We start from the raw sequence: 22,436 nt of genomic DNA on the forward strand, positions 1-22,436 counted from the left end.
ACTTATATATTCAAATTTCAGTTGTATTGGAATTTGGAGTTTAAAAACTGGAATTTAAAAATGAGCAATTTAGATGATATTTTAAAGTCACGTCGTGATACAAGGCATTTTACAACAGACGAAGTTCCTGATGAAGTAATTCAGAAAGCTTTACAAGCTGGACATTGGGCGCCTTCTGTTGGGCTGACCGATGCAACAAGATATTATATCATAAAATCTAAAGAAGTTAAAACTGCAGTAAAAGAACTTTTTTTAGATTATAATAAAAAAGCGGAAGAACTAACGGATAATCCAGAACAAAAAGAACTTTACAGATCCTTAAAACTAGAAGCAATTGAAGAAGCTCCTCTAGGACTTATTATAGCTTATGATCGTTCCGTTCTTAATCAGTTTACGATTGGAACAATTGGAAGTAACGAAGCCGTAAAATTCAGCTCAGTTTGTGCAGCTCAAAACATTTGGCTTTCGCTTACTGAACAAGGTTATGGAATGGGCTGGGTTTCGATTATCAATTATTATCAATTTAAAAAAATTCTTGATTTACCAGATAATATAGAACCGCTTGGTTATTTCTGTATTGGAAAACCAGCAACAAATTATAACAATCAGCCAATGTTGCAGCAATTACATTGGAAACAAAAATCTGAAACTCCGATTTGTACTGAAATCGATAAAATACAAAAATCAAATTTTCTTGATTTAGATTTAAAACAACAAAATGGTACTGAGATCAAAACAGATTTCAGCGCACTTCTTCAAGATAAAATAGATTCAAAAACAAAACCTATTGGCGCTTTAGGGACTTTAGAAACTTTAGCTTTTCAAATGGCAACCGTTTTTGAAACCTTAAATCCAAAAATAACAAATCCTGCCATAGTAGTTTTTGCAGCTGATCACGGTATTGCGAATCATGGAGTTAGTGCTTATCCGCAAGATGTTACCCGCCAAATGGTGACTAATTTTCTAGAAGGCGGAGCCGCAATCAATGTTTTCTGCAGTCAAAATAATATTGATTTATCTATTGTAGATTCAGGTGTAAATTATGATTTCCCAACGAATGCCAAATTGATAAATGCTAAAATTGCAAAAGGAACACAATCTTTTCTTCATGTTCCAGCAATGAGTGAAACCGAATTGCAATTGTGTCTTGAAAAGGGAAAATCGATTGTTGATACAATCGCCAAAAAGGGTTCAAACTGTGTCGGTTTTGGTGAAATGGGAATTGGAAATACTTCGACAGCATCTGTATTAATGAGTCTTTTAACTAATTTACCAATTGAAGATTGTGTTGGAAAAGGAACTGGTGTTGAAGACGAAAAGTTAATTCAAAAACAAAATTTGCTCAAAAGTGCCATTCAAAATTATTCTGGTCAAGCCGATTTAAAACAGCAGCTGGCTTATTTTGGCGGTTTTGAAATTTTACAAATTGCCGGCGGAATGCTCGCAGCTTATGAAAACAAAATGCTTATTCTGGTTGATGGCTTTATTTGCAGCACAGCTTTTTTAATTGCTTCAAAAATAAATCCTGACATCAAACATAATGCTGTTTTCTGCCACTGCTCTGCCGAAAAAGCACATATAAAATTACTAGATTACCTAAATGCAAAACCTATTTTAAATCTAGATTTGCGCTTGGGCGAAGGAACCGGCTGCGCAGTCGCTTTTCCGATTTTAAAATCGGCGGAAGCATTTTTAAACGAAATGGCAAGTTTTGAAAGTGCTGGGGTTAGTCGCAAGTAAACTCCAAATAAAAATTTATTTTAAATGAAAAAAGAACTACACATTTTCTTCACCTGTTTGATGTTCTACACTAGAATTCCTTGTCCAAAAAACATCAATCATGATCCAGATTACTTAAATAAAGCAACTAGATATTTTCCATTTATTGGTTGGATTGTAGGAACAATTTCATTTACTGCTTTCTATATTTTTTCTCTTTTCCTATCAACAGAAACGGCAGTTATTTTTGCTATCATAGCTTCTGTACTGACAACTGGAGCTTTTCACGAAGATGGATTTGCAGATGTCTGCGATGGATTTGGCGGAGGATGGACTAAAGAAAAAATCCTCATGATTATGAAAGACAGCGCAATTGGAGCCTATGGAGCAATTGGGTTGGTTTTACTTTTTTTAGCAAAATTTAAATTGCTGACAGAATCAATTTCGCTTTTTACAAGCAGTAATTCTTATTTATTAGTTTTTCTGTTATTCATTTCTGCTCATTCTGTAAGTCGTTTGACTGCGATTAGTATTATTTTCACGCATGAATATTCTCGAGACGATGCTTCTAGCAAAAGTAAACCTATTGCTAAACAACATAGCTGGAAAGAAATTTTCGGATCTTTTTTCTTTGGATTAATTCCTTTGCTGGCACTCTCCTATTTCAATTCTAAATTCCTTTTAGCTTTAATTCCTGTTTTTATTATGCGTTATTTTCTCGCTAGATATTTCCAAAAATGGATCGACGGCTATACAGGAGACTGTCTTGGCGCAACGCAGCAAGTTTGTGAAGTTGTTTATTACTTAAGCTTTCTTTTGATATGGAAATTTATTTAATTCGTCATACTGAAACGGTTTGCGAAAAAGGAATCTGCTACGGGCAATCTGATGTTGATATTGCTGAACCTTTTGAAACAATATTCGAAAACATTGTCTCGCAGCTACCTTCAGAAGCTCTAATTTTTACAAGTCCGTTAAAACGCTGTGTCACTTTAGCAAAATACATTCAAGCAAAAACTAAAGCAATTTCATATCAAGAAGACGAACGTTTAATGGAAATGAATTTTGGCGATTGGGAATTGAAAAACTGGAATGAAATTCCACTAGAACAATTAAATCCCTGGATGGAAGATTTTGTAAATATTAAAGTTCAAAATGGAGAATCATTTGTAGAACTACATGACAGAGTTGGAGATTTTATCGATGCACTTATTTCAAAAAAAATAAAATCTCCAATTGTTATTACAGCACATGCCGGCGTAATTAGAAGTATTTTATGCCACCAGACTTCACTGCCGTTAAAGGATGCTTTTCAAAATAAAGTAGACTTTGGCCAGATTATAAAAATCGAATTATAAAGTCCTTTTGTTTGCATTCTGACCTGAAAAGTAAAACAAATTTGAATTATCATTATTTTTAACTTTATATTTGCAGCAAATTAAGGTTGTGTTTTTATTATTAACACATTAAAAGGGAATCAAGTAAAAATTCTTGAGCTGTACCCGCAACTGTAAGCTTTGTTCTGAAAAGAATGCTTGTTGTAAACTACAAAACCACTGTTCGCCGCGACGAATGGGAAGGTAAACAACAAGACGCAAGCCAGGAGACCTGCCTTTGTAACAAATATCGAGCTCTCGGGAAAAGGAGTGTAGAAATTATGACTTTAAAAATACGTTTTGCTTGTCTTTTCTTATTATTGTGCCAGAGTATCTTGGCGCAAAAAGATACTATTAATAACCTGAAAGAGGTTCTGGTTTCTGATGCCAATCTAAAAAAATACTCCAACTCCCAATCTGTTTTAAAACTTAATGATTCCATTATAAGTAAAAATGAAGCTTTACTTACTGATTTATTAAATTTTAATTCGACTCTTTATTTTAAAGAGTATGGCCGTGGAATGCTTTCTACGGTTTCTTTTCGAGGAACTACTTCTTCTCAGACTGCAGTAATCTGGAACGGAATTAATATTAATTCTCAAATGAATGGAAGTACTGATTTCAACACCATTTCTGGTTCCGATTATAATTCTGTCAGCGTAAAAGCAGGCGGAGGAAGTGTTATTTACGGCAGCGGCGCAATTGGAGGAACTGTACATTTAAATAATGACATGAGTTTTTATAAGCGTTTTGAAAATAATTTAAGACTAGACTACGGCAGTTTCAACTCGATTGGAATCAATTATAAAACTAATATTTCTAACGAAAAATGGAGTGCTCAAATTGGTTTTTCTAAAAACAGCTCAACAAACGATTATAAGTATTTAAATCAATATACTTGGAGAGGCGAACAACGCTGGAACCAAAACGGACAATACGACGTTATTACGATGAATGCTAATGTGGGGTATAAAATTAATGCCAAAAACAGCTTAAAATTATATACTCAAACTTCAAATACAGATAGAAATACTTCTTTAATTACTGAAACAGAAACTAAAAGCAAGTATGTTAATGGTTTCAACAGAAACTTGTTAGAATACGACGGTAATTTTGGAAAACTTACTGCAAATTTCAAAACAGCGTATATTTTTGAAAACTATCAGTATTATGCTGATAATTCAAAAAATCAATATACGTACGGAAAAACGGAAAGCTTTATTTCTAAAGCTGATTTGGGTTACACTTTGTTTAAGTCTACTCAGATAAATGGAATCATAGACTATAACAGAACAAAAGGCTACGGAAGCGGTTTTGGAGATAACACTAGAGAAATTGGTTCGGCTGCTTTACTTATAAAACAAGATTTCTCGACTGACTGGAAGAATGAATTTGGTATTCGAAAAGAATTTACAGACAATTACAAATCACCGGTTTTATTCAATCTTGGATCTTCTTATCAGTTTAACAAATTGTACAATTTAAAACTGAATTTATCTCGAAACTTTAGAATCCCAACTTTTAATGATTTATATTGGGAAGAAGGCGGAAATCCCGATTTAAAACCAGAGAGCTCTTATCAGGCAGAAATTGGAAACGTTTTTACCTTTAAAAACATTTCGTTGACACAGACTTTTTATTACATCAAAATTAAAGATTTACTGCAATGGGTTCCGGGTTCAAACGGCATTTGGACACCTCAAAATAGAGATAAGGTTAATAGTTATGGTGCCGAAACTTTGTTGAGCTGGAAAAAACAATATGGCAAGAATATTTTTGGCGCAAATGCTTCTTATGCCTACACGGCTTCTAAAGACGAAGAAACCAAAAAACAGCTTTTCTTTGTTCCGTTTAATAAAGTCACAGGTTCCGTTTCATATTCTAGAAATAGAATCTCTGCTTATTATCAATTTTTATATAATGGATTTGTTTATACCAGAGCAGATAACAATCCAGACGAAATCATAAAAGATTATACGTTATCCAATATTGGAATCGATTATGATTTTAAATTTCTTGACTCCTTCAAACTTGGTATTCAGGTATTGAACATTTTCAACGAAAATTATGAAAGTCTTGAGAACAGACCTATGCCGGGTCGAAATTTCAACATGTATTTAACTTTAAAATTTTAATATTTATGAAACTTAGTAAATTACTTTTAATAGCACTTGGTGTTTCCTTATTTGTGTCTTGTTCTAATGACGATGATGACCAGCCAAAAGGAGAATATGACAACGGATTTTTCATTTTAAATGAAGGAAGTACAGGACAAGGGACAGTTTCTTTTTCTAGTGATGATTTTAGTCTTTTTACAAAAGATGCTTACACTGCAGCAAACGGTTCAGATTTACTTGGAAAATATGCTCAAAACATTTTCTTTAACGGAGACAGAGCTTATATCATTGCTGGTGGTTCAAATGTTATAAATGTAGTAAACAGATATACTTTTAAATTGATTGCTAAAATCGACAGCGGACTTGCTAATCCAAGATATGGTGTTGTAAAAGACGGAAAAGCTTACGTTACTAATGCAAACACTTACTCGTACATTAATCCAGCTACTGGTGATACTGACGATTATGTTGCTGTAATTGATTTAGCAACAAACAAGGTAGAATCAAAAATCGAATTGAATGCTACTGCAAACAGACTTATTCTTGAAAATGGTAAATTGTACATTACTGAACCAGACGCAAGCGACAAACTTTTGATTGTTAATATTGCAACTAAAACTGTAGAAGCTCCAATAACAATTGGAACAAGTGCTGATTCAATTGAAGAAGAAGATGGTGTTTTATATATTTTAAGAGCACCTTGGGGTGGAGCAAGCAGCGAAATTGTAAAAGTAAAATTAGCAGATAAATCTGTTACTAAACTTCCATTTCCTGCAAGCTTAGAAAAAGCTGGATATTTAGATATTTCTGATGACAAAATTTATTATACCGTAAAAAGCTCAGTTTATGTTATAAACACTTCTGCAACTGCAGTTTCTTCAACTCCAATTTTCAATGCTCCTTCAGTTGCTAACTTATATGGTTTTGCAGTTAAAGACGGTAAAGTTTACTTGGCAGACAGCGGTAACTACAAAGTAGACAGTAAAGCTTACATCTATAACTTAACTGGAACTTTACTAAAAGAATTAACAGTTGGTATTGCACCAAATGGCTTCTATTTTAATGATTAATTCTTTTAGAATTTGTTATTAGTTTTTGGAAAAAAATAGGCTTTCATCTCTGAAAGCCTATTTTTTTACTTCTATTTTAAAGTCCTCATAAATTCTTTTGGAACATTCTCTAAATACATTTCATTTCGAAGTCCATTTATTTTTTTAGAATTACTGATTTCAGGCAAAACTACATCTTGTTCCGTTTGAACTTTTTTGGCAGTTGCTCCTGTTATTTTAGAAATCGCCAGATTCAAAAGCGGTTCGCTGCTTTCTCCCAAAACGCCATATGTTTTAAAAGACTCACGTTGTTCATATGTTGGAGGCAATCCTTGTGTATAATCTCCAAAATCAGCAGCGTTAGCAATTTTAAAAACCAATGGCTGCATAGCATATCTATGATTTGGATTCACCTTTGTCTTTGTTAAAGTTGGAGAATCATAAACCGTAAACGATCCCACATTTTTACCTGTAGTAATTTCGCCAACTTGAATAACTTCAATATATGGTTTTAGTCCATTTATAACCAATTCACTTGCAGATGCTGTATTTGCTGTAGTGATAATAAATACTCTCGCCAAGTTTAAACTATTTATTACTGCACCATCAATACTTTTTACAAATCTTTCATTCAACAGCTCTAAATCATCTGCTGTCATTCCAGCCATAAGCTTAAAATTATATTGTCTTTTCGAAAATATTTTCCCTTCAAACTGCCCGGTAATCATACTGGCTAAACGCGTAGACGATCTTACAGAACCTCCGCCGTTATATCTTAAATCCAAAACTAAATCAGTAATTCCTTTTCCTTTTAAATCCCCAAAAGCTTGATTTAACCTCGCATCATACCCTGCATAAAAACCATTATACATTAAATATCCTATTTTGTGCTCTCCAGATTCAATCACCTTATTAATAAGAATAGGATTTTCTTCTAAAGTTGTCTTAGATAAGGAAACCGTTTTTCCATTCAATACAAATGCAGATCCATTAAAATCAGCAAGATCTAAAGTATAATTATCAGTATTCAATAAAGATTGATAATTTGAAATCGTAAGTTTTGTTCCGTTTATACTCGTAAACAAATCTCCTCTTTTAATATCTTTAGTCGATGCGTTAGAATTAGGAATAACATAACGAACATAACCAACTAAATCATTAGATCCTTGAGCAACTCTAGTAAGCTTAAAATCTAAACCATTATTTTTTGAAATGCCATTAAGCTCCTGTTCTAAAACAGTATAATCATCAACAATCCAGCTAAAACGATCTATTGCATTACCATTTGGATATTTGCTGATTGGTTTATTCAGCAAATCCTGAAATAAATCTTCAGGTCTTGAATAACCCGCTAAGTAATTCTCTAAATCTGCTTTTGAAGCAAAACGGTCATCAGCTAAATTTGGCACATCAGCCTGCCATAAATAAACTTCATTCAATCCTCTCCATACAAAATCATTAACTTGTAAATGAGATGGAGACATAACATCGTCCTGATCTTCACAAGACTGCAAAGAAAATGCTAACATACACAAGAGAAGTGCTGACCTTAGAATTGTTTTCATAAATTTTGGTTTCGGCATCATTATAGAATACTAACGTAAAAATACTATCTTTAGTTTTAAGTAGTATTCTTTTTTTACAAAAAAAATACAAAGTCTTTGTAACAAAAATAATTGTGCCTCGTCTTGATTATATAAGCTAACGAATAACCTTTAATTTATGAACCAGAATGTGTTTATAGAATTAGTAAATCCTTTTAAAGACAAAGTTTTTCGTCTGGCAAAACGATTGCTTACCAGCACCGAAGAAGCAGAAGATGCTGCTCAGGAGGTATTGGTCAAATTATGGAATAAAAAAGACGATTTGAGTGCTTATAATAATGTTGAAGCGCTGGCAATGACAATGACTAAAAATTATTGTCTTGATCAGTTAAAATCAAAAAGAGCTGGAAATCTAAAAATTGTACATAATAATTTCACAGATCGTGAGCCGCAATTGGATAAAAAACTGGAAGATTCAGACAGTTTAGAATGGGTTGAAAAAATAGTAAATCAACTCCCTGAACAATTGCAAATACTGATTCAATTGCGAGATGTCGAGCAATATGAATTTGAAGAAATTGCAAAAATTGTCAACATGAATGAAACGGCGATTCGGGTAGCACTTTCAAGAGCAAGAAAAAAAATTAGAGAAGAAATGATTAACACACACAGTTATGGAATCAGATAAAATAGAACATATATTAGAAAAATACTTCGAGGGAGAGACAACTATTGCCGAAGAAAATCAGTTAAAAGAATACTTTTCATCATCAAATGTTGCGCAGCATTTGGAGCAATACAAACCACTTTTTGGTTATTTCTCTCAGGTAAAACAGCAAAAATCGACACAAGAGATTCCACTACAAACTAAGAAACGAAATGTAGCGTGGTTATCGATTGCTGCTTCGGCTGTTGTTTTACTCGGAATTGGAACTTATTTCTTTGTTAGTGAAAAAAATGCAGCTCCAGTAGTTGCAGCACAATCAGAATTAGGAACCTATGATAATCCGGAAGAAGCGCTGAAAGCGACTCAAAAAGCTTTGGCATTATTATCAAACAATGTTAATGTAGGTATCGAAAGTGTACAATACATTAACGAATACGAACAATCAAAAAACAAAATTTTTAAACAGTAATTAAATTCAATCAAAAATGAAAAATCTTATCATAACACTAGTATTCGCCTTTGTAACAAATGTATTTTATGCTCAAGGCGCCTTTGACAAATTTGATGGTCAAGACGATGTGACATCAGTAATTGTAAACAAAAAAATGTTCGATTTAATGAGCAAAGTAAAAGTTGACGCTACTGATAAAGAAACACAGCAGTACATTAATTTGATTAAAAAATTAGATTATTTGAAAGTGTTTACAACAAAAAATCCTAAAATCGAAGCCGACATGAAAGCTTCTGCTGATAAATATATTAAAACAGCAGGTCTGGAAGAACTTATGAGAGTAAACGACAGCGGAAAAAATGTACGCATAATGGTAAAATCAGGTGCAAGCGATACACAAATTAGAGAATTACTTATGTTTGTTGACGGCGCAAAAAATGACGAAACTGTTTTACTTTCTCTAACTGGAAATTTTGACTTAAACGAAATTTCAGTACTTACAGACAAAATGCAGCTTCCAGGCGGTTCAGACTTAAAAAAAGCCTCTAAAGGCAAAAAATAATCATGAAAATCAGCGTTTTTACCTCAGCCCTTTTAGTATTAGTAACTTTAGTAAGTTGTAATTCTGAACCTTCATTGCAAAAGTATTTTGTGCAAAATACAGACAATAAAGATTTTATTGCTCTAGATGTTTCTCCTACTATTTTAAATTTAGAAAAAGCAAAATTATCCGCCGAGCAAAATGAAGCTTTAAAGTCATTTGACAAGATGAATATTCTAGCTTTTAAAGCAAACGACAAAAATCAAGCTCAATTTGAAACAGAAAGAGCAAAAGTCAAAGCTATTTTAAAAGACCCAAAATATCAACAGCTAATGACGTTTGGCTCAGGTAAAGACGGCGCTTCTATAAGTTATGTTGGCACAGATGAAAACATTGAAGAGTTTGTTGTTTTTGCTAACCGAAAAGAAAATGGTTTTGCAGTAGTTCGTGTTTTAGGAAAAAACATGAATCCAAATAACATCATGACTTTAATGACTGTTTTAAAACAATCAAATATCGACATGGAACAGTTAAAGCCTTTACAGCAGCTGGTTAAATAATAAATACATCTTACTTAAATTGAAAAAGCTCCATTAGGAGCTTTTTTATTTTTAACAATTAAGAAGATAAAACTGAATAATATTTATAGGCATTATTGTATATATTATACGAATTTAATTACATTTGTCGCTAACCAATACATTTAATAAATTAAAAACAAACATGGTACAAAAAACATCGAATGCCTTTATAGCGGCATCTTGGGTAGCTCTTGGAGCTGGAATGATTGGATATATTGTTGGACTAGCAAGAGCTGAAATGCTGCTAAACGAAAAAGGCTATTATTTTACAGTTCTAATGTTTGGACTTTTTGCTGTGGTTTCATTACAAAAAAGCGTTAGAGACAGACTTGAAAAACTTCCAGTAACTGACATTTACTATGGAATCTGCTGGTTTGGAACTCTTTTATCAATTGTGCTTTTAGCTGTTGGCTTATGGAATGCAACAATTTTACCAAGCGAAAAAGGCTTCTATGCATTTGCCTTCTTATTAGCATTGTTTGGAGCAATCTCTGTTCAAAAAAATCTCGTGACAATATGAGTTTTAGCGAAAATGAATAAACTTAGACCTAACTAAAATCAAAAAGCTCCAATTTTCATTGGAGCTTTTTTTATATTAGAATTTGAGATTATTTACTCAAATACATTTTTCTTCTAGAGTACAATTCGTAGAACTGATCGTCTTTTAAATCATCAATAAACAAAATGCTTTCTCCTGTCGATTTCATTTCTGGTCCTAATGCTTTGTTTACATTATGGAATTTACTGAAAGAGAAAACCGGCTGTTTGATCGCAAACCCGTTTAATTGTGGGTTAAAATCAAAATCAGTTACTTTACTATGTCCTAACATTACTTTTGTAGCATAGTTCACATAAGGCTCACCGTATGCTTTTGCAATAAATGGCACCGTTCTAGAAGCTCTTGGATTTGCTTCGATAATGTAAACCGTATCGTCTTTTATAGCAAACTGAATATTGATTAAACCAACAGTTTTCAACGCTCTTGCAATTTTTTCTGTATGATCTTTTATTTGCTGCATTACAAATTCTCCTAAGTTAAAAGGAGGCAAAGTAGCATTACTATCTCCAGAGTGAACTCCGCAAGGTTCGATATGCTCCATAATTCCTATGATGTAAACATTTCCGTCAGCATCACAAATTGCATCCGCTTCAGCTTCGATTGCTCCAGCTAAATAGTGATCTAAAAGCAATTTATTTCCTGGAATAGTTTTCAACAAGTTGATTACGTGCTCTTCTAATTCTTTTTTGTTGATTACAATTTTCATTCCCTGACCTCCTAATACATAAGAAGGACGAATCAATAATGGGAAGTCTAAAGTATCTGCAAGAGCAGAAGCCTCATCCGCCGTTTCAGCGATTCCGAATTGTGGGAAAGGAATGTGTAATTCTCTCAATAAATCTGAGAAACGTCCTCTGTCTTCGGCTAAATCAAGTGCATCAAAACTAGTTCCGATGATTTTTACTCCGTATTTAGATAATTTTTCAGCTAACTTCAAAGCTGTTTGTCCTCCTAACTGAACAATAACACCTTCTGGTTTTTCATGCTGAATGATATCATAAATATGTTCCCAGAAAACGGGTTCGAAGTATAATTTGTCAGCTGTATCAAAGTCAGTCGAAACCGTTTCAGGATTACAGTTGATCATAATTGTTTCGTAACCGCATTCTTTAGCTGCTAAAACTCCGTGTACACAAGAATAATCAAACTCGATTCCCTGTCCAATTCTGTTTGGTCCAGAACCTAAAACGATGATCTTCTTTCTATCCGTTACAATGCTTTCGTTATCTACGTAGCGCTCGCCGTTTGCTTTTTCGATTTCAGCCTCAAAAGTAGAATAGTAATAAGGTGTTTTTGCTTTAAACTCAGCCGCACAAGTATCAACCAATTTAAAGACACGGTTAATATTTTGATCCATACGTAAAGTATGAATCTCACTTTCTAAGCAATTTACCATGTGAGCAATTTGTCTGTCGGCAAAACCTTTTTGTTTCGCTTCAAGCAAAAGCTCTTTTGGAAGATTCGAAACTTTATAGTTCGAAATTTCTTTCTCTAAAGTATAAAGTTCTTCGTATTGTTTTAAGAACCACATATCGATTTTTGTGATTTCGTGAATACGGCTCAACGGAATTCCCATTGCAATCGCATCATAAATTACAAAAACACGATCCCAACTTGCAAAAGTTAGTTTCTCGATAATTTGTTCGTAGTTTTTATATCCTTTTCCGTCAGCACCTAAACCGTTTCTTTTAATTTCTAAAGATTGAGTTGCTTTGTGTAATGCTTCTTGGAAAGAACGTCCAATTCCCATTACTTCACCAACAGATTTCATTTGAAGTCCTAAAGTTCTGTCAGCACCTTCAAATTTATCAAAGTTCCAACGTGGTATTTTTACGATTACATAATCTAAAGTTGGTTCAAAAAGAGCCGAAGTTGATTTTGTAATTTGGTTTTGCAATTCGTCAAGATTGTATCCTAAAGCCAGTTTAGAAGCAATTTTAGCAATTGGGTAACCTGTTGCTTTTGATGCTAAAGCAGAAGAACGAGATACACGAGGATTAATTTCGATCGCAACGATATCTTCTTTTTCGTCTGGTGAAACTGCAAATTGTACGTTACAACCCCCAGCAAAATTTCCGATACTTCTCATCATCAAGATCGCGTAGTCACGTAATTTTTGGAAAGTTGTATCTGATAATGTCATTGCTGGTGCAACTGTAATCGAATCTCCAGTATGAATTCCCATTGGATCCATATTTTCGATCGAACAGATAATTACAACGTTATCATTTTTATCTCTCAAAAGTTCTAACTCATATTCTTTCCATCCCATCAAAGCTTTATCAATTAAAACCTCGTGAATTGGAGAAGCTTCAAGTCCGCGAGTTAAAAGCTCATCAAAATCTTCTTTTTTGTAAACAACTGCTGCTCCAGTTCCTCCAAGTGTAAATGAAGGTCGGATTACAAGCGGGAAACCAAATTCCTGAGCAATTTCTTTCCCTTCTAAATATGAAGTAGCTGTTTTCGCAGGTGCAGTTGGCACATTAATTCTTTCCAAAAGCTGTTTAAACTGCTCTCTGTCTTCGGTAATGTTAATTGCATTTACATCAACCCCGATTAATTTTACGCCGAAATCCTGCCAAATTCCTTTTTCTTCAGCTTCCAAACACAAGTTCAAAGCCGTTTGTCCTCCCATAGTTGGCAAAACAGCGTCAATTTGTGGATGTTCCTTTAGAATTTCAATAATCGATTTTGTAGTTAGTGGTTTCAAATAAACATGATCGGCCATGGTTGGGTCGGTCATAATCGTCGCTGGATTTGAGTTTATCAAGATAACTTCAATTCCTTCTTCACGAATCGAGCGTGCAGATTGAGATCCCGCATAATCGAATTCGCAAGCTTGACCAATAACAATAGGTCCTGAACCTATTATTAAAACTGATTTTATTGATGTGTCTTTAGGCATTTTGTATGTATTGTGTAGTTATTATAATGTATTCAAAAAACATTCACAGTGCTTTAGAAACTAGAATGTTACAAATTTATTACCGACAAGGTATAAAAAAAGGCGATACTAAAAAAGTAATCGCCTTATGTATGTTTATACAAACATTATTTTTTGTGTCTAGGCTCGCTAGAAACAGTTAATTTATGTCTTCCTTTTGCTCTTCTACGCGCTAGAACTTTTCTTCCATTCGCAGAAGCCATTCTGTCCATAAATCCGTGCTTATTTCTTCTTTTTCTTTTCGATGGTTGAAATGTTCTTTTGCTCATTGCTTTGTATCTTTAAATGGTATCTAATATCTCTTTTTCTGTTTTGGAGATCCTTATTCCAAAACCGAGTGCAAATATACAAAGACTTTTTTTTCTGGCAAGTACTTTAATAAAAATATTTTTAATTCATTTTACTATATTTGCAATCACAAATATACATCAATTATGTTTAATAAAATTATCAAACTTATTTTAGCTGGATTACTTGTAGTAGCTGGCATCTGGCAATTTACAGAAAGTAATATAGGTAACGGAATATTCCTTTTATTACTAACTGCAATTCCAATTTTTCTTTACTTTAAAAATGAATTTATCCTTTTAGCCTTCCTTAAATTAAGAAAACAAGACTTTGAAGGAGCAAAAAAATGGTTATCTTATATTAAAAACCCTGAAACTGCATTAGTAAGAAAACAACAAGGTTATTTTAATTATCTTCACGGAATCATGTTATCTCAAACAAATCTTATCCAAGCTGAGAAACATTTCAAAAAAGCAATTGAACTTGGATTATCTATGGATATGGATCTAGCCGTTGCAAAATTAAATCTTGCAGGAGTCGCAATGTCACGCAGAAGAAAACTTGAAGCAACAAATTTATTAGCTGAAGCTAAAAAATTAGACAAACAAGGAATGCTGAAAGAGCAAATCTCAATGATGAAAGAACAAATGAAGAAAATCTAATTTTCTAAATTACAGCCCGATAGCTATCGGGATTGAAGTCCCAAATTCCAATTAATTGTGAATTTGGGATTTTTTTTATTTTAAATTTTCTTTCTAACACGAGACCAACGCTTAGTTTGTCATTTCGACGAAGGAGAAATGACAAGATTGCGCTAGAAACTTCAAAGAATTGGAATTTGGATTTTTAAAATTGGAATTTAATTCTCTAATATAATAGAAGGCAGATTCTCATTCAGCCATTTGTACTTATTAAGAATCATAATATGAGTTCCGCCTTTTACAACAATACAGCTACTAATATACTTTATAGGAAAAACATCATCTTGATCTCCGTGAATATGAATCACTTTTTCATCGATTTGATTTCTATCCCATAAAATAACCGATTCTACTGCCCATTGTAAATAATTAAGATCACGAACCGCTAAAAACTTTTCATACAACTTAATGCGCTTATTGACTTTTTCGCCAAAAGAGTATTTTGCAAGATTCTCAATGTTTAAAATTAACTTCATTGGAATCAGTTTATAAGCCTTTGTGGTTTTGCCAATTTTCATTCTTCTAGGAAACTCAACATTACTTCTAACACTTGAAATAATAATTACTTTTCTGGCTTGAATGTGTTTTGCTATCTCCTGAACCAAAATTCCTCCAAAAGAAACTCCTATTAAAACAGGATTTTCATGTTTTATATTCTTGCTGATTCGCATTGCATAATCAGACAATGATTCTTTTGGCTTTGGAATTTCCCACTCCAACAGACACATTTCAAAAATAGTTTCATCTAGTTTGATTCTTTCAAAAATGGCAGGACTTGCTGCTAAACCGGGCATAAAATATACAGGGATTTTGCTCATTTGTTTGAAAATGGGTTACAATTATGACTATAATTTCAAGTTAAAAGTACTTTTTTTAGTTGTACCCACAGCAAATCTTGCACCATAATTAAAACTCTAAAAAAATAAACAAAAAAAACAACTGCTTCCATACCCAAAATAGAGATTTCAAAAAATAATCTAATATTGAAAATCAAATGATTACCTTTGTAGTCCGACATTTTTTAAAATTTTCAAAAAGAATTCTACATGAGATTGTTCCACCCCCATTCTCTATTACATATTAACGACTAATAAAAACATGACAAATTATGGAATCTATTGAAATTACTATGGAAATCAAAGACAATACTTTTGCAAGACAATTTGAAACCACAGTTCCAGAAGGATTATTAAGCATTGAATATTCATTTCAGGAAAAGAAAATTTTCCTAACAAAAATCAACACTCCAGAAAACTACGAAAATCAAGCTGTAATCGACACCTTACTTAAAAACATAATGGAGCTGAGCACAGAAAAAAAATTGAGAGTAGTTCCAATCCATCCAAAAATTGTTTCTTTTTTCAAGAAAAACCCAAAATACAAAGAATTGCTTCCTCCGGGAATTAGAATCTAAAAATCACCTATCAGCTTAAGCCACATACCGCCGATTACCATATAAATAAAAAGCATTACAAGTCCGGTTATTAAACCTTTGACCCACCAGCTTTTTAAATCTACGTAGCCGCTCCCAAAAAAAACAGGTGCCGGCCCATGACCGTAATGCGTTAAAGTTCCGTAAATTGACCCTACAAAACCAAGCATAAAAGCTAAAAGCAATCCTGGAACTCCTAGTGAAACTCCTACTCCTAAAAGCGCCGCATACATTGCCGCTACGTGAGCTGTTGCGCTGGCAAAAAGGTAATGGCTAAAAAAGTATACTAGCACAATAATAGGAAATGCCATCTGCCAGCTCAAACCTCCTATTTCTGCTTTTATTACATTACTAAACCAGTTTATAAAACCTAGTTCGTTTAACGAACTCGCCATCATAACTAAAACTGAAAACCAAACGATTGTGTCCCAAGCTCCTTTTTCAGCTTTTACATCATCCCAAGTCAGAACTGAAGTTAAAAGCAAAATTACCAAACCAATAAAAGCCGTTGTTGTAGCATCAATAGAAAACAAATCACCAGTCATCCAGAGAAATAACAAAATAAAAAACGTTAAGAGCATCATCCACTCGTTACGGGTAATTGGCCCCATATCTTTCAATTTCTGAGCAGCAATTTGCGGTGCATCTCCCGTTTTTTTAAGTTCAGGCGGATAAATTTTATATAATACAAAAGGAATTACAAAAAAAGCACACAAGCCCGGAACTATTGCTGCTGCAGCCCATGACATCCAAGAAATTTTTATTCCTAAATTAAGCGCAAACTTCTGACACATAGGGTTACTTGCTGTTCCTGTCAAAAACATAGAAGACGCAATTAAATTTGCATTATAACTGCTCAAGGTAAGATATGATCCTAATTTTCGATGTGTTTCAGGTTGATCCGGCATAGATCCAAAACTCATTGACATCGATTTCATAATAGGATAAATAATTCCTCCGCCTCGAGCGGTATTACTAGGTACAGCAGGAGCTAAAACCAAATCGGCTAAACCTAAGCCATAAGCCAGACCCAATGAACTTTTTCCAAATATTCTAATAAACAAAAAAGCAATCCTGTTTCCTAAACCTGTTTTTATAAATCCTCTTGCTATAAAAAATGAAATTCCGATTAACCAAATCACTTTATCTCCAAAGCCTTTTAGAGCCAAAGTAATTGATTTACCTGCATCGCCGGGAGCCAAAACCTGAGAAAAAGCGGTTAAAGCAATGGCAATCATACACATTGTACCCATGGGAGCAGCTTTTAGAATAATTCCTAAAATTGTAGCTACAAAAATGGCAAACAAATGCCATGCTTCGATTACTACACCATCTGGCGCAGGGATTAACCAAATTGCAATTCCAACTGCAAGCGTAATTAAGGTTTGAGGGATTTTTACTTCTTTCATAAAATTAGGATTAAATTAGACTACAGTCTGCATTGAAACTGAATTAGAAACAAATTATCATTATAAGAAGAGGTGTCTGGGATATTGCGAGCATATCTGTCTATTTCAAATCCCATTTCGATACGACCTGTATACGCTTTTCCAAATTCAAAACTAATCATTGGCGTATAAGTCTGCCTAACATTTGAATTAATTTTATAACTCGGATCGAAACTTTCAAAACGACATGACAATTCTAAAGAGGTCAGTTTTTTGTAATTAACGGAGTATCTTAAATTAGGCAGAAAATAAATTCCGCGCATTTGGTAATCAGAAACATCAGGAGTTCTTGTATCAGCCGGCAACGAAAAATATAAATTATGATTTGTACCTTGCTTGTACTCTATCTGTAAATCAAAAGTAAATTTATCTGTCAACTTAAAATCGCTGGTAATATCAGCTCCAAAGGCAAAAACTTTTTCCTTGAAAACCTTACCAGTTCCAGCATTCAAACCTAAATTTATCTTATGTTCCTTTGACAATCCAAAAACCCAGCGTGTAGAATATTGTTTTCCGTTATCTTTATCCATTTCCTGATTTTTACCGTTTCCATTTAAAACCGAAACAGCATAGTTTACAGGAATTTTTCCAATGTCAAAGTTTCCGCTTGCCGAAGCTCCAATTTGAAAACTCGTCCATCCGTTTTTTCCAAATTCATAATATTGATTAGAGAAATCGAAAGATTTAATAATGTCCACAGGAACCAATTCCTCTATACCAAAAGCTGGACGAAATTGCCCGCCTGTTATCGCTATATATTTATTAAAAGTATATTTTGCATAAGCATTCTCCAGCACCTTTCCTTTTGTATCTGATTTAAAATCGGCTAGATTTACTAATATTACAACTTCCGTAGCTTCGCTAAGTTTTGTATTCAATCCTACACGCATTCTTTTAATATCAAATGTACTTTGAGTAGCATCTCCTGTAGAGTGATGAACTCCCATTACATCTACATTATCACCAAAACTCTCTAAATATCGAGCTTGAAAAAGCCCTTTAAACTGAAACTGCGGATACTTAACACCATCATCAGAATCTGTTGCAGTTTGAGTTGCAGCGGTTTGGGCATTCACAAAATGTGGTATTATCAAAAGGATAAAAATAATTTTTACTAGTAAAGGTTTATTCATAAAGACTTTAAATAAAAAATTAGTACAATATTATCTCTGCTTACTTTTTATTCTCCTCTCATCTTCTATCTGAACTTCGATTTGCCGGCCTTGGGGCTGCTGTATTTCTATTTGGTGCTGGATTAGGCGCCGGACGAGTTGCTGGTCGTGTTACTGGCGCTGCGGGGCGAGTTACAGGCTGTGTTGGTCTTACCGCAGGTTTTGTTGACGGGTTTGCAGGACGAGTTACTGGTCTTGTTGTACCAGGGTTTGTCACACCGGGTCTAGTTGTTGGGTTTGTTGGTCGCGTTACCGGTCTTGTTGTGCCAGGATTTGTTGGACGTGTTACTGGTCTAGTTGTTCCTCCAGGTCTTGTCGACGGATTTGTTGGTCGAGTTACCGGTCTTGTACTATTTCCTGGTCTTGAAGGCCTTGAAGGCGTTACCGGCGCAGGTCTTTTATAATCCCTGCCATTATAAGTCCCTTTATAACGTCCGTTAACTCGGTTATCCCTAACTACTACGGATGAATTTCTTCTGGTAGCATAATTATTATAATATCTAGGATTTCTTATAACGGTAGTTCTTCGGTAATAACGATTGTTGTAATAATGTCCGTGATACCCCCAATAGTCATGATAATAAACTGGACGCCACGGACGCCAGTATGGAGGATAATAACCCCAATACCAAGGCGATCTGTACGCTACATATATGGGAGAAAACAAAAACAACACTACCGGCCATGCACTCACACTTGTACTTACATAACTTGGACTGGTTGTGGTATTATAATTATTAGTTGTATTATTATTTACAATTACTGTTTGGTCTCCTTTATAACCGGGATTTGGTGTTCCTACAGCTGTATCTGAAGGTTCAACTATATAGTTTTCTCCATATAGATCTTTGTCTCCAATTGCCTGAACGTGAACATTATTTTTCTTGTCTTTATCAACTTCAATAACTGCAACATCTTGAGTTTCCTTACTATTTACAGCTACCTGAAGCACAATAACATGTGTATTTCCTTCTTTATGACTTTCGATTTCAATATAATCGATTTCTCCATCATTATTTAAATCTAAATTATTAACCTTAGTTTCTGGATCGTTTAATGCTTTTTCAAAATCTTCCAAAGTTTTTGATTTTTGAAATATATCTAATACAGCATATAAATTAAGGTTGTCCCCAGGCAAACCTAAAGCTACAGGTTCATCATTTGTTTGAGAAAACAAAGGGTTAAACAAACTACTCATTAAAACCGCAAAAAATAGAATACTTTTTTTCATGTTAATAATTAGTTAATTAGTTTTTGGTTTGACTAAGGTATGAAAAAACAGACAAAGTTTTAACACCACTATACAACTTTCTATTTTACACTATAAAGCACTAAATAAAAACAGCCTTTTTGCCCAATTTTACTTCTCAAAAAGGTCATATTGTAAGACTTATATTCTTATATTTGTAGATAAGCGTTCTTTATGAACATCTTCTTCTTTTGTAATGTCTTACAAAATCTGTTTTACGATTTGTCAAATTATAGAAATTAAATTGCGATGAAAAAACATGTACTTCTTTTTCTTTTTTTCTTTCAATGACCTGCGGGTATGGCCAAATTGAGGTCTCATCGACTTTGGATGATGCGATCCAGAAGGCTATCGAAAAAAGCGCTTCTTTAAAAAACAAAGATTTAGACATTGAAAAATTGAATCTTCAGGAAAAAAGTGTTTGGAATAAGTACATTCCAACGGTTGAAGCAAGTGCTCTTTATACTTATTTTGACAATAAACTTACTGTAGATCTTCCTACGGCTACTATTCCAATTGTAAACTATCCTTTATTTGACGGCAAAACTGCTTTTAAAAATTATGGAAACATCTTTAACGGAAGTGTAATGGCAAAAACGGTATTGTTTAGCGGTATGCAAATTCCGAATGGAGCAAAAGCTATTGAAGAAAAAACTAAAGGAACTGTATTTTTAAAAGAATCTGAAAAAGATCAAATCACAAAAGAAGTCATTAACACTTTTGATCAATTAGCATTATTGAAGGAGATTGACAAACTGCTAAAGGAAAGCGAAAACCGACTAGAAACAGAAACAAAACGTGTCACAAAAGCAATCGAACAAGGACTTGCCATTCCGTATGATCGAGATAAAATTAAGCTGGCTTCATTAGAACTGGCTTCAAAAAAAATTGAACTCGACGGGAAAAGAAAGTTAGTTTATAAAAAAATTCAATATTTAACGGGGTATTCTATTACTGAAATAGAAAATGTTCATTACGACTTAAACCCATATTTAATAACAGACGAAAAATTAAGCACGCAAAACAAACAAGAAATAAAAGCATTGGAATCGTTTAAATCTGCTTATGAATATTTATTAAAGAAGGAGAAAGGAACTTATCTGCCAACTTTAGGTGCATTTGGAGGAGTTTCGTATTCCAGTCTTTTTGATGCAAATGCTACTACACCAATAATTACTGGAATTAATCAAGCTTTATATTTAGGTTTAAACGAAGCTACAATAAGCAACAACTGGGTTGTAGGAGCTGCGATGAAATGGGAAGTTTTTTCTGGCTTTGAAAGAAAACACAAAGTGCATGAAGCTAAAATAAACATTGAACAAGTTCAAAATCAAATTGACGATACTAAAGAAAAACTCGAACTTCTGCTTGAAAAAAATCTCGTTGATTATAGTGTGCTGACTCAAAAAATAGACATTACGCAACAGCAGGAAAAAGTGGCAAACAATAATTTAAATCTGGCCATAAAACAGTATAAAGAAGGTTTAATCAATATATCAGAACGTCTTGAAGCAGAAAACGACTCTTATAAAGCATCTGTAAACAAAACAACGACATTGATTGAACAAAGGCTTGCCGCTATTGAAACTATAATTGCCACGGGCGATTTATCAAAAAAAATATCTAAATAAAAGTTCTATTTATGAAAAAAATAATTATAACCGCTGTCGTAATTCTTCTTTTAATAAGCTGTCAAAAAGCAAAAAAAGAGGATACAATTCAAGGAAAAATAGAAAAAGAACAAATTGCAGTTGTCAGCAAAATTCCCGGCAAGATTCTAAAAATCTTTGTCAAGGAAGGAGACATTGTACAAAAAGGAGATACATTGGCAATTTTAGACATTCCAGAAGTAGATGCTAAAAAAAGTCAGGCTGAAGGCGCAGTAATCTCGGCACAAGCACAATATAAAATGGCAGTAAAAGGCGCTACTGAAAACCAAATTAAACAGCTCGAGGCTAAAAAAATGGGATTAAAGGAACAATACGAGTTTGCTCAAAAATCAATCAAACGATTGACTAATATGCTGAAAGATTCTTTGATTTCTCAACAAACTTATGATGAAACTTTTGCCAAATATCAAGGAGCACAAGCGCAGTATAATGCAGTTATTGCCGAGCTTGATGATGCAAAAAAAGGCGCTCGAATCGAACAGCAAACAATGGCTTTAGGACAGCAAGACAGAGCTCTTGGCGCATTGCAGGAAGTAGAAACCGCAAATAAGGAACGTTATATAATTGCTCCGCAGAGCATGAGTATCGAAACCATTACTTTAAATCTTGGCGAACTTGCATTGCCGGGTTACACTTTGTTTAATGGCTATATTGCAGACAGTACTTATTTTCGCTTTACAATACCTGAAAAACAATTGGACAAGTTTAAAAAAGGGCAAGAAATAACGGTGCAGGTTCCATATAAAAAAGAAAATATTAAAGGAACAATTACTACCATAAAACAATTGGGGGCTTACGGAAATATTGCTACTGCTTATCCAGATTACGAAATGCAGGAAAGCTTATTCGAAATAAAAATAACGCCTTCAAATATGGAGCAGGCCAAAGATCTTATTACAAAAACAACTGTTACTTTATCGCTTTAACT

The 22,436-nt window shown here is 33.7% G+C and carries 20 protein-coding genes, 1 pseudogene and 1 riboswitch; of the genes and pseudogenes, 14 read left to right on the forward strand and 7 right to left on the reverse strand.

The genetic code is table 11. The annotated features are described in order from the left end of the window. Window positions 1-60: 60 nt before the first annotated feature. From cobT to BOW55_RS06925, 5 genes are all read left to right on the forward strand, one after another. Window positions 61-1,740 (forward strand): nicotinate-nucleotide--dimethylbenzimidazole phosphoribosyltransferase, encoded by a 1,680-nt coding sequence (cobT, locus tag BOW55_RS06905; RefSeq protein ID WP_129023542.1) that lies wholly within the window; start codon window positions 61-63, stop codon window positions 1,738-1,740. A 24-nt stretch (window positions 1,741-1,764) separates the two neighbouring features. Next, window positions 1,765-2,556 (forward strand): adenosylcobinamide-GDP ribazoletransferase, encoded by a 792-nt coding sequence (locus tag BOW55_RS06910; protein WP_129023543.1) that lies wholly within the window; start codon window positions 1,765-1,767, stop codon window positions 2,554-2,556. Continuing rightward, window positions 2,541-3,077: an alpha-ribazole phosphatase gene (gene cobC / locus BOW55_RS06915; RefSeq protein WP_129023544.1), complete on the forward strand. Its 537-nt coding sequence runs from the start codon at window positions 2,541-2,543 to the stop codon at window positions 3,075-3,077. Before BOW55_RS06910 ends, cobC begins: the two co-directional genes overlap by 16 nt. Before the next feature lie 66 nt (window positions 3,078-3,143). Further along, window positions 3,144-3,350, forward strand: a riboswitch (cobalamin riboswitch). 26 nt (window positions 3,351-3,376) lie between these two features. After that, window positions 3,377-5,230, forward strand: coding sequence for a TonB-dependent siderophore receptor (locus tag BOW55_RS06920; protein WP_129023545.1), 1,854 nt, complete (start codon window positions 3,377-3,379; stop codon window positions 5,228-5,230). 5 nt (window positions 5,231-5,235) lie between these two features. Next, window positions 5,236-6,282: a YncE family protein gene (locus BOW55_RS06925; protein ID WP_129023546.1), complete on the forward strand. Its 1,047-nt coding sequence runs from the start codon at window positions 5,236-5,238 to the stop codon at window positions 6,280-6,282. 71 nt (window positions 6,283-6,353) lie between these two features. On the opposite strand, the gene BOW55_RS06930 is transcribed toward BOW55_RS06925, so the two are convergent. Then, window positions 6,354-7,826: a S41 family peptidase gene (locus BOW55_RS06930; protein WP_129023547.1), complete on the reverse strand. Its 1,473-nt coding sequence runs from the start codon at window positions 7,824-7,826 to the stop codon at window positions 6,354-6,356. A gap of 157 nt (window positions 7,827-7,983) precedes the next feature. Between BOW55_RS06930 and BOW55_RS06935 the strand changes: the two genes are divergently transcribed. The 5 genes and pseudogenes from BOW55_RS06935 to yiaA all read left to right on the forward strand — a co-directional run bounded on the left by BOW55_RS06935 (window position 7,984) and on the right by yiaA (window position 10,585). Then, the gene (locus BOW55_RS06935) at window positions 7,984-8,493 is read left to right on the forward strand and encodes an RNA polymerase sigma factor (RefSeq protein ID WP_129023548.1); all 510 of its coding nucleotides are present in this window, start codon (window positions 7,984-7,986) and stop codon (window positions 8,491-8,493) included. Further along, complete coding sequence (locus BOW55_RS06940; protein ID WP_129023549.1) at window positions 8,480-8,941, forward strand: hypothetical protein; 462 nt, start codon at window positions 8,480-8,482, stop codon at window positions 8,939-8,941. The genes BOW55_RS06935 and BOW55_RS06940 overlap by 14 nt, the downstream gene beginning before the upstream one ends. Before the next feature lie 16 nt (window positions 8,942-8,957). Continuing rightward, the gene (locus BOW55_RS06945; protein WP_089054171.1) at window positions 8,958-9,485 is read left to right on the forward strand and encodes a DUF4252 domain-containing protein; all 528 of its coding nucleotides are present in this window, start codon (window positions 8,958-8,960) and stop codon (window positions 9,483-9,485) included. A gap of 2 nt (window positions 9,486-9,487) precedes the next feature. Then, window positions 9,488-10,024 (forward strand): DUF4252 domain-containing protein, encoded by a 537-nt coding sequence (locus BOW55_RS06950; protein ID WP_129023550.1) that lies wholly within the window; start codon window positions 9,488-9,490, stop codon window positions 10,022-10,024. 163 nt (window positions 10,025-10,187) lie between these two features. Continuing rightward, a pseudogene (yiaA, locus tag BOW55_RS06955) lies at window positions 10,188-10,585 on the forward strand (inner membrane protein YiaA). 68 nt (window positions 10,586-10,653) lie between these two features. Here the strand turns inward: yiaA and carB are convergent. Together carB and rpmH are read right to left on the reverse strand one after the other, a co-directional pair. Further along, window positions 10,654-13,509: a carbamoyl-phosphate synthase large subunit gene (carB, locus tag BOW55_RS06960; protein ID WP_129023552.1), complete on the reverse strand. Its 2,856-nt coding sequence runs from the start codon at window positions 13,507-13,509 to the stop codon at window positions 10,654-10,656. A 146-nt stretch (window positions 13,510-13,655) separates the two neighbouring features. Continuing rightward, the gene (gene rpmH / locus BOW55_RS06965) at window positions 13,656-13,817 is read right to left on the reverse strand and encodes a 50S ribosomal protein L34 (RefSeq protein ID WP_008464848.1); all 162 of its coding nucleotides are present in this window, start codon (window positions 13,815-13,817) and stop codon (window positions 13,656-13,658) included. A 165-nt stretch (window positions 13,818-13,982) separates the two neighbouring features. Between rpmH and BOW55_RS06970 the strand changes: the two genes are divergently transcribed. Further along, window positions 13,983-14,498: a hypothetical protein gene (locus tag BOW55_RS06970; RefSeq protein WP_089054166.1), complete on the forward strand. Its 516-nt coding sequence runs from the start codon at window positions 13,983-13,985 to the stop codon at window positions 14,496-14,498. A gap of 197 nt (window positions 14,499-14,695) precedes the next feature. Here BOW55_RS06970 and BOW55_RS06975 read toward each other — a convergent pair whose 3' ends face one another. Next, window positions 14,696-15,355 (reverse strand): YqiA/YcfP family alpha/beta fold hydrolase, encoded by a 660-nt coding sequence (locus BOW55_RS06975; RefSeq protein ID WP_129023553.1) that lies wholly within the window; start codon window positions 15,353-15,355, stop codon window positions 14,696-14,698. Window positions 15,356-15,666: 311 nt separating this feature from the next. Between BOW55_RS06975 and BOW55_RS06980 the strand changes: the two genes are divergently transcribed. After that, window positions 15,667-15,951: a GNAT family N-acetyltransferase gene (locus BOW55_RS06980; protein ID WP_129023578.1), complete on the forward strand. Its 285-nt coding sequence runs from the start codon at window positions 15,667-15,669 to the stop codon at window positions 15,949-15,951. On the opposite strand, the gene BOW55_RS06985 is transcribed toward BOW55_RS06980, so the two are convergent. The 3 genes from BOW55_RS06985 to BOW55_RS06995 are packed head-to-tail and all read right to left on the reverse strand — an operon-like array spanning window position 15,948 to window position 19,820. Then, a complete protein-coding gene (locus BOW55_RS06985) occupies window positions 15,948-17,378 on the reverse strand; it encodes an anion permease (protein WP_089054164.1) in 1,431 nt (476 codons plus the stop codon). The two genes, BOW55_RS06980 and BOW55_RS06985, sit on opposite strands and share 4 nt — an antisense overlap. Before the next feature lie 20 nt (window positions 17,379-17,398). Next, entirely contained in the window at window positions 17,399-18,550 is a 1,152-nt protein-coding gene (locus tag BOW55_RS06990; RefSeq protein ID WP_129023554.1) for a porin, read from the reverse strand. A 58-nt stretch (window positions 18,551-18,608) separates the two neighbouring features. Beyond that, a complete protein-coding gene (locus tag BOW55_RS06995; RefSeq protein WP_129023555.1) occupies window positions 18,609-19,820 on the reverse strand; it encodes a hypothetical protein in 1,212 nt (403 codons plus the stop codon). A gap of 305 nt (window positions 19,821-20,125) precedes the next feature. On the opposite strand from BOW55_RS06995, the gene BOW55_RS07000 reads away from it, so the two are divergent. Then, complete coding sequence (locus tag BOW55_RS07000; RefSeq protein ID WP_129023556.1) at window positions 20,126-21,469, forward strand: TolC family protein; 1,344 nt, start codon at window positions 20,126-20,128, stop codon at window positions 21,467-21,469. Window positions 21,470-21,480: 11 nt separating this feature from the next. Beyond that, on the forward strand, window positions 21,481-22,434 hold the full coding sequence (locus BOW55_RS07005; RefSeq protein WP_129023557.1) for an HlyD family secretion protein: 954 nt from the start codon (window positions 21,481-21,483) through the stop codon (window positions 22,432-22,434). Window positions 22,435-22,436 lie beyond the last annotated feature (2 nt).

The organism is Flavobacterium sp. YO12 (genome assembly GCF_004119495.1).
Taxonomy (GTDB): domain Bacteria; phylum Bacteroidota; class Bacteroidia; order Flavobacteriales; family Flavobacteriaceae; genus Flavobacterium.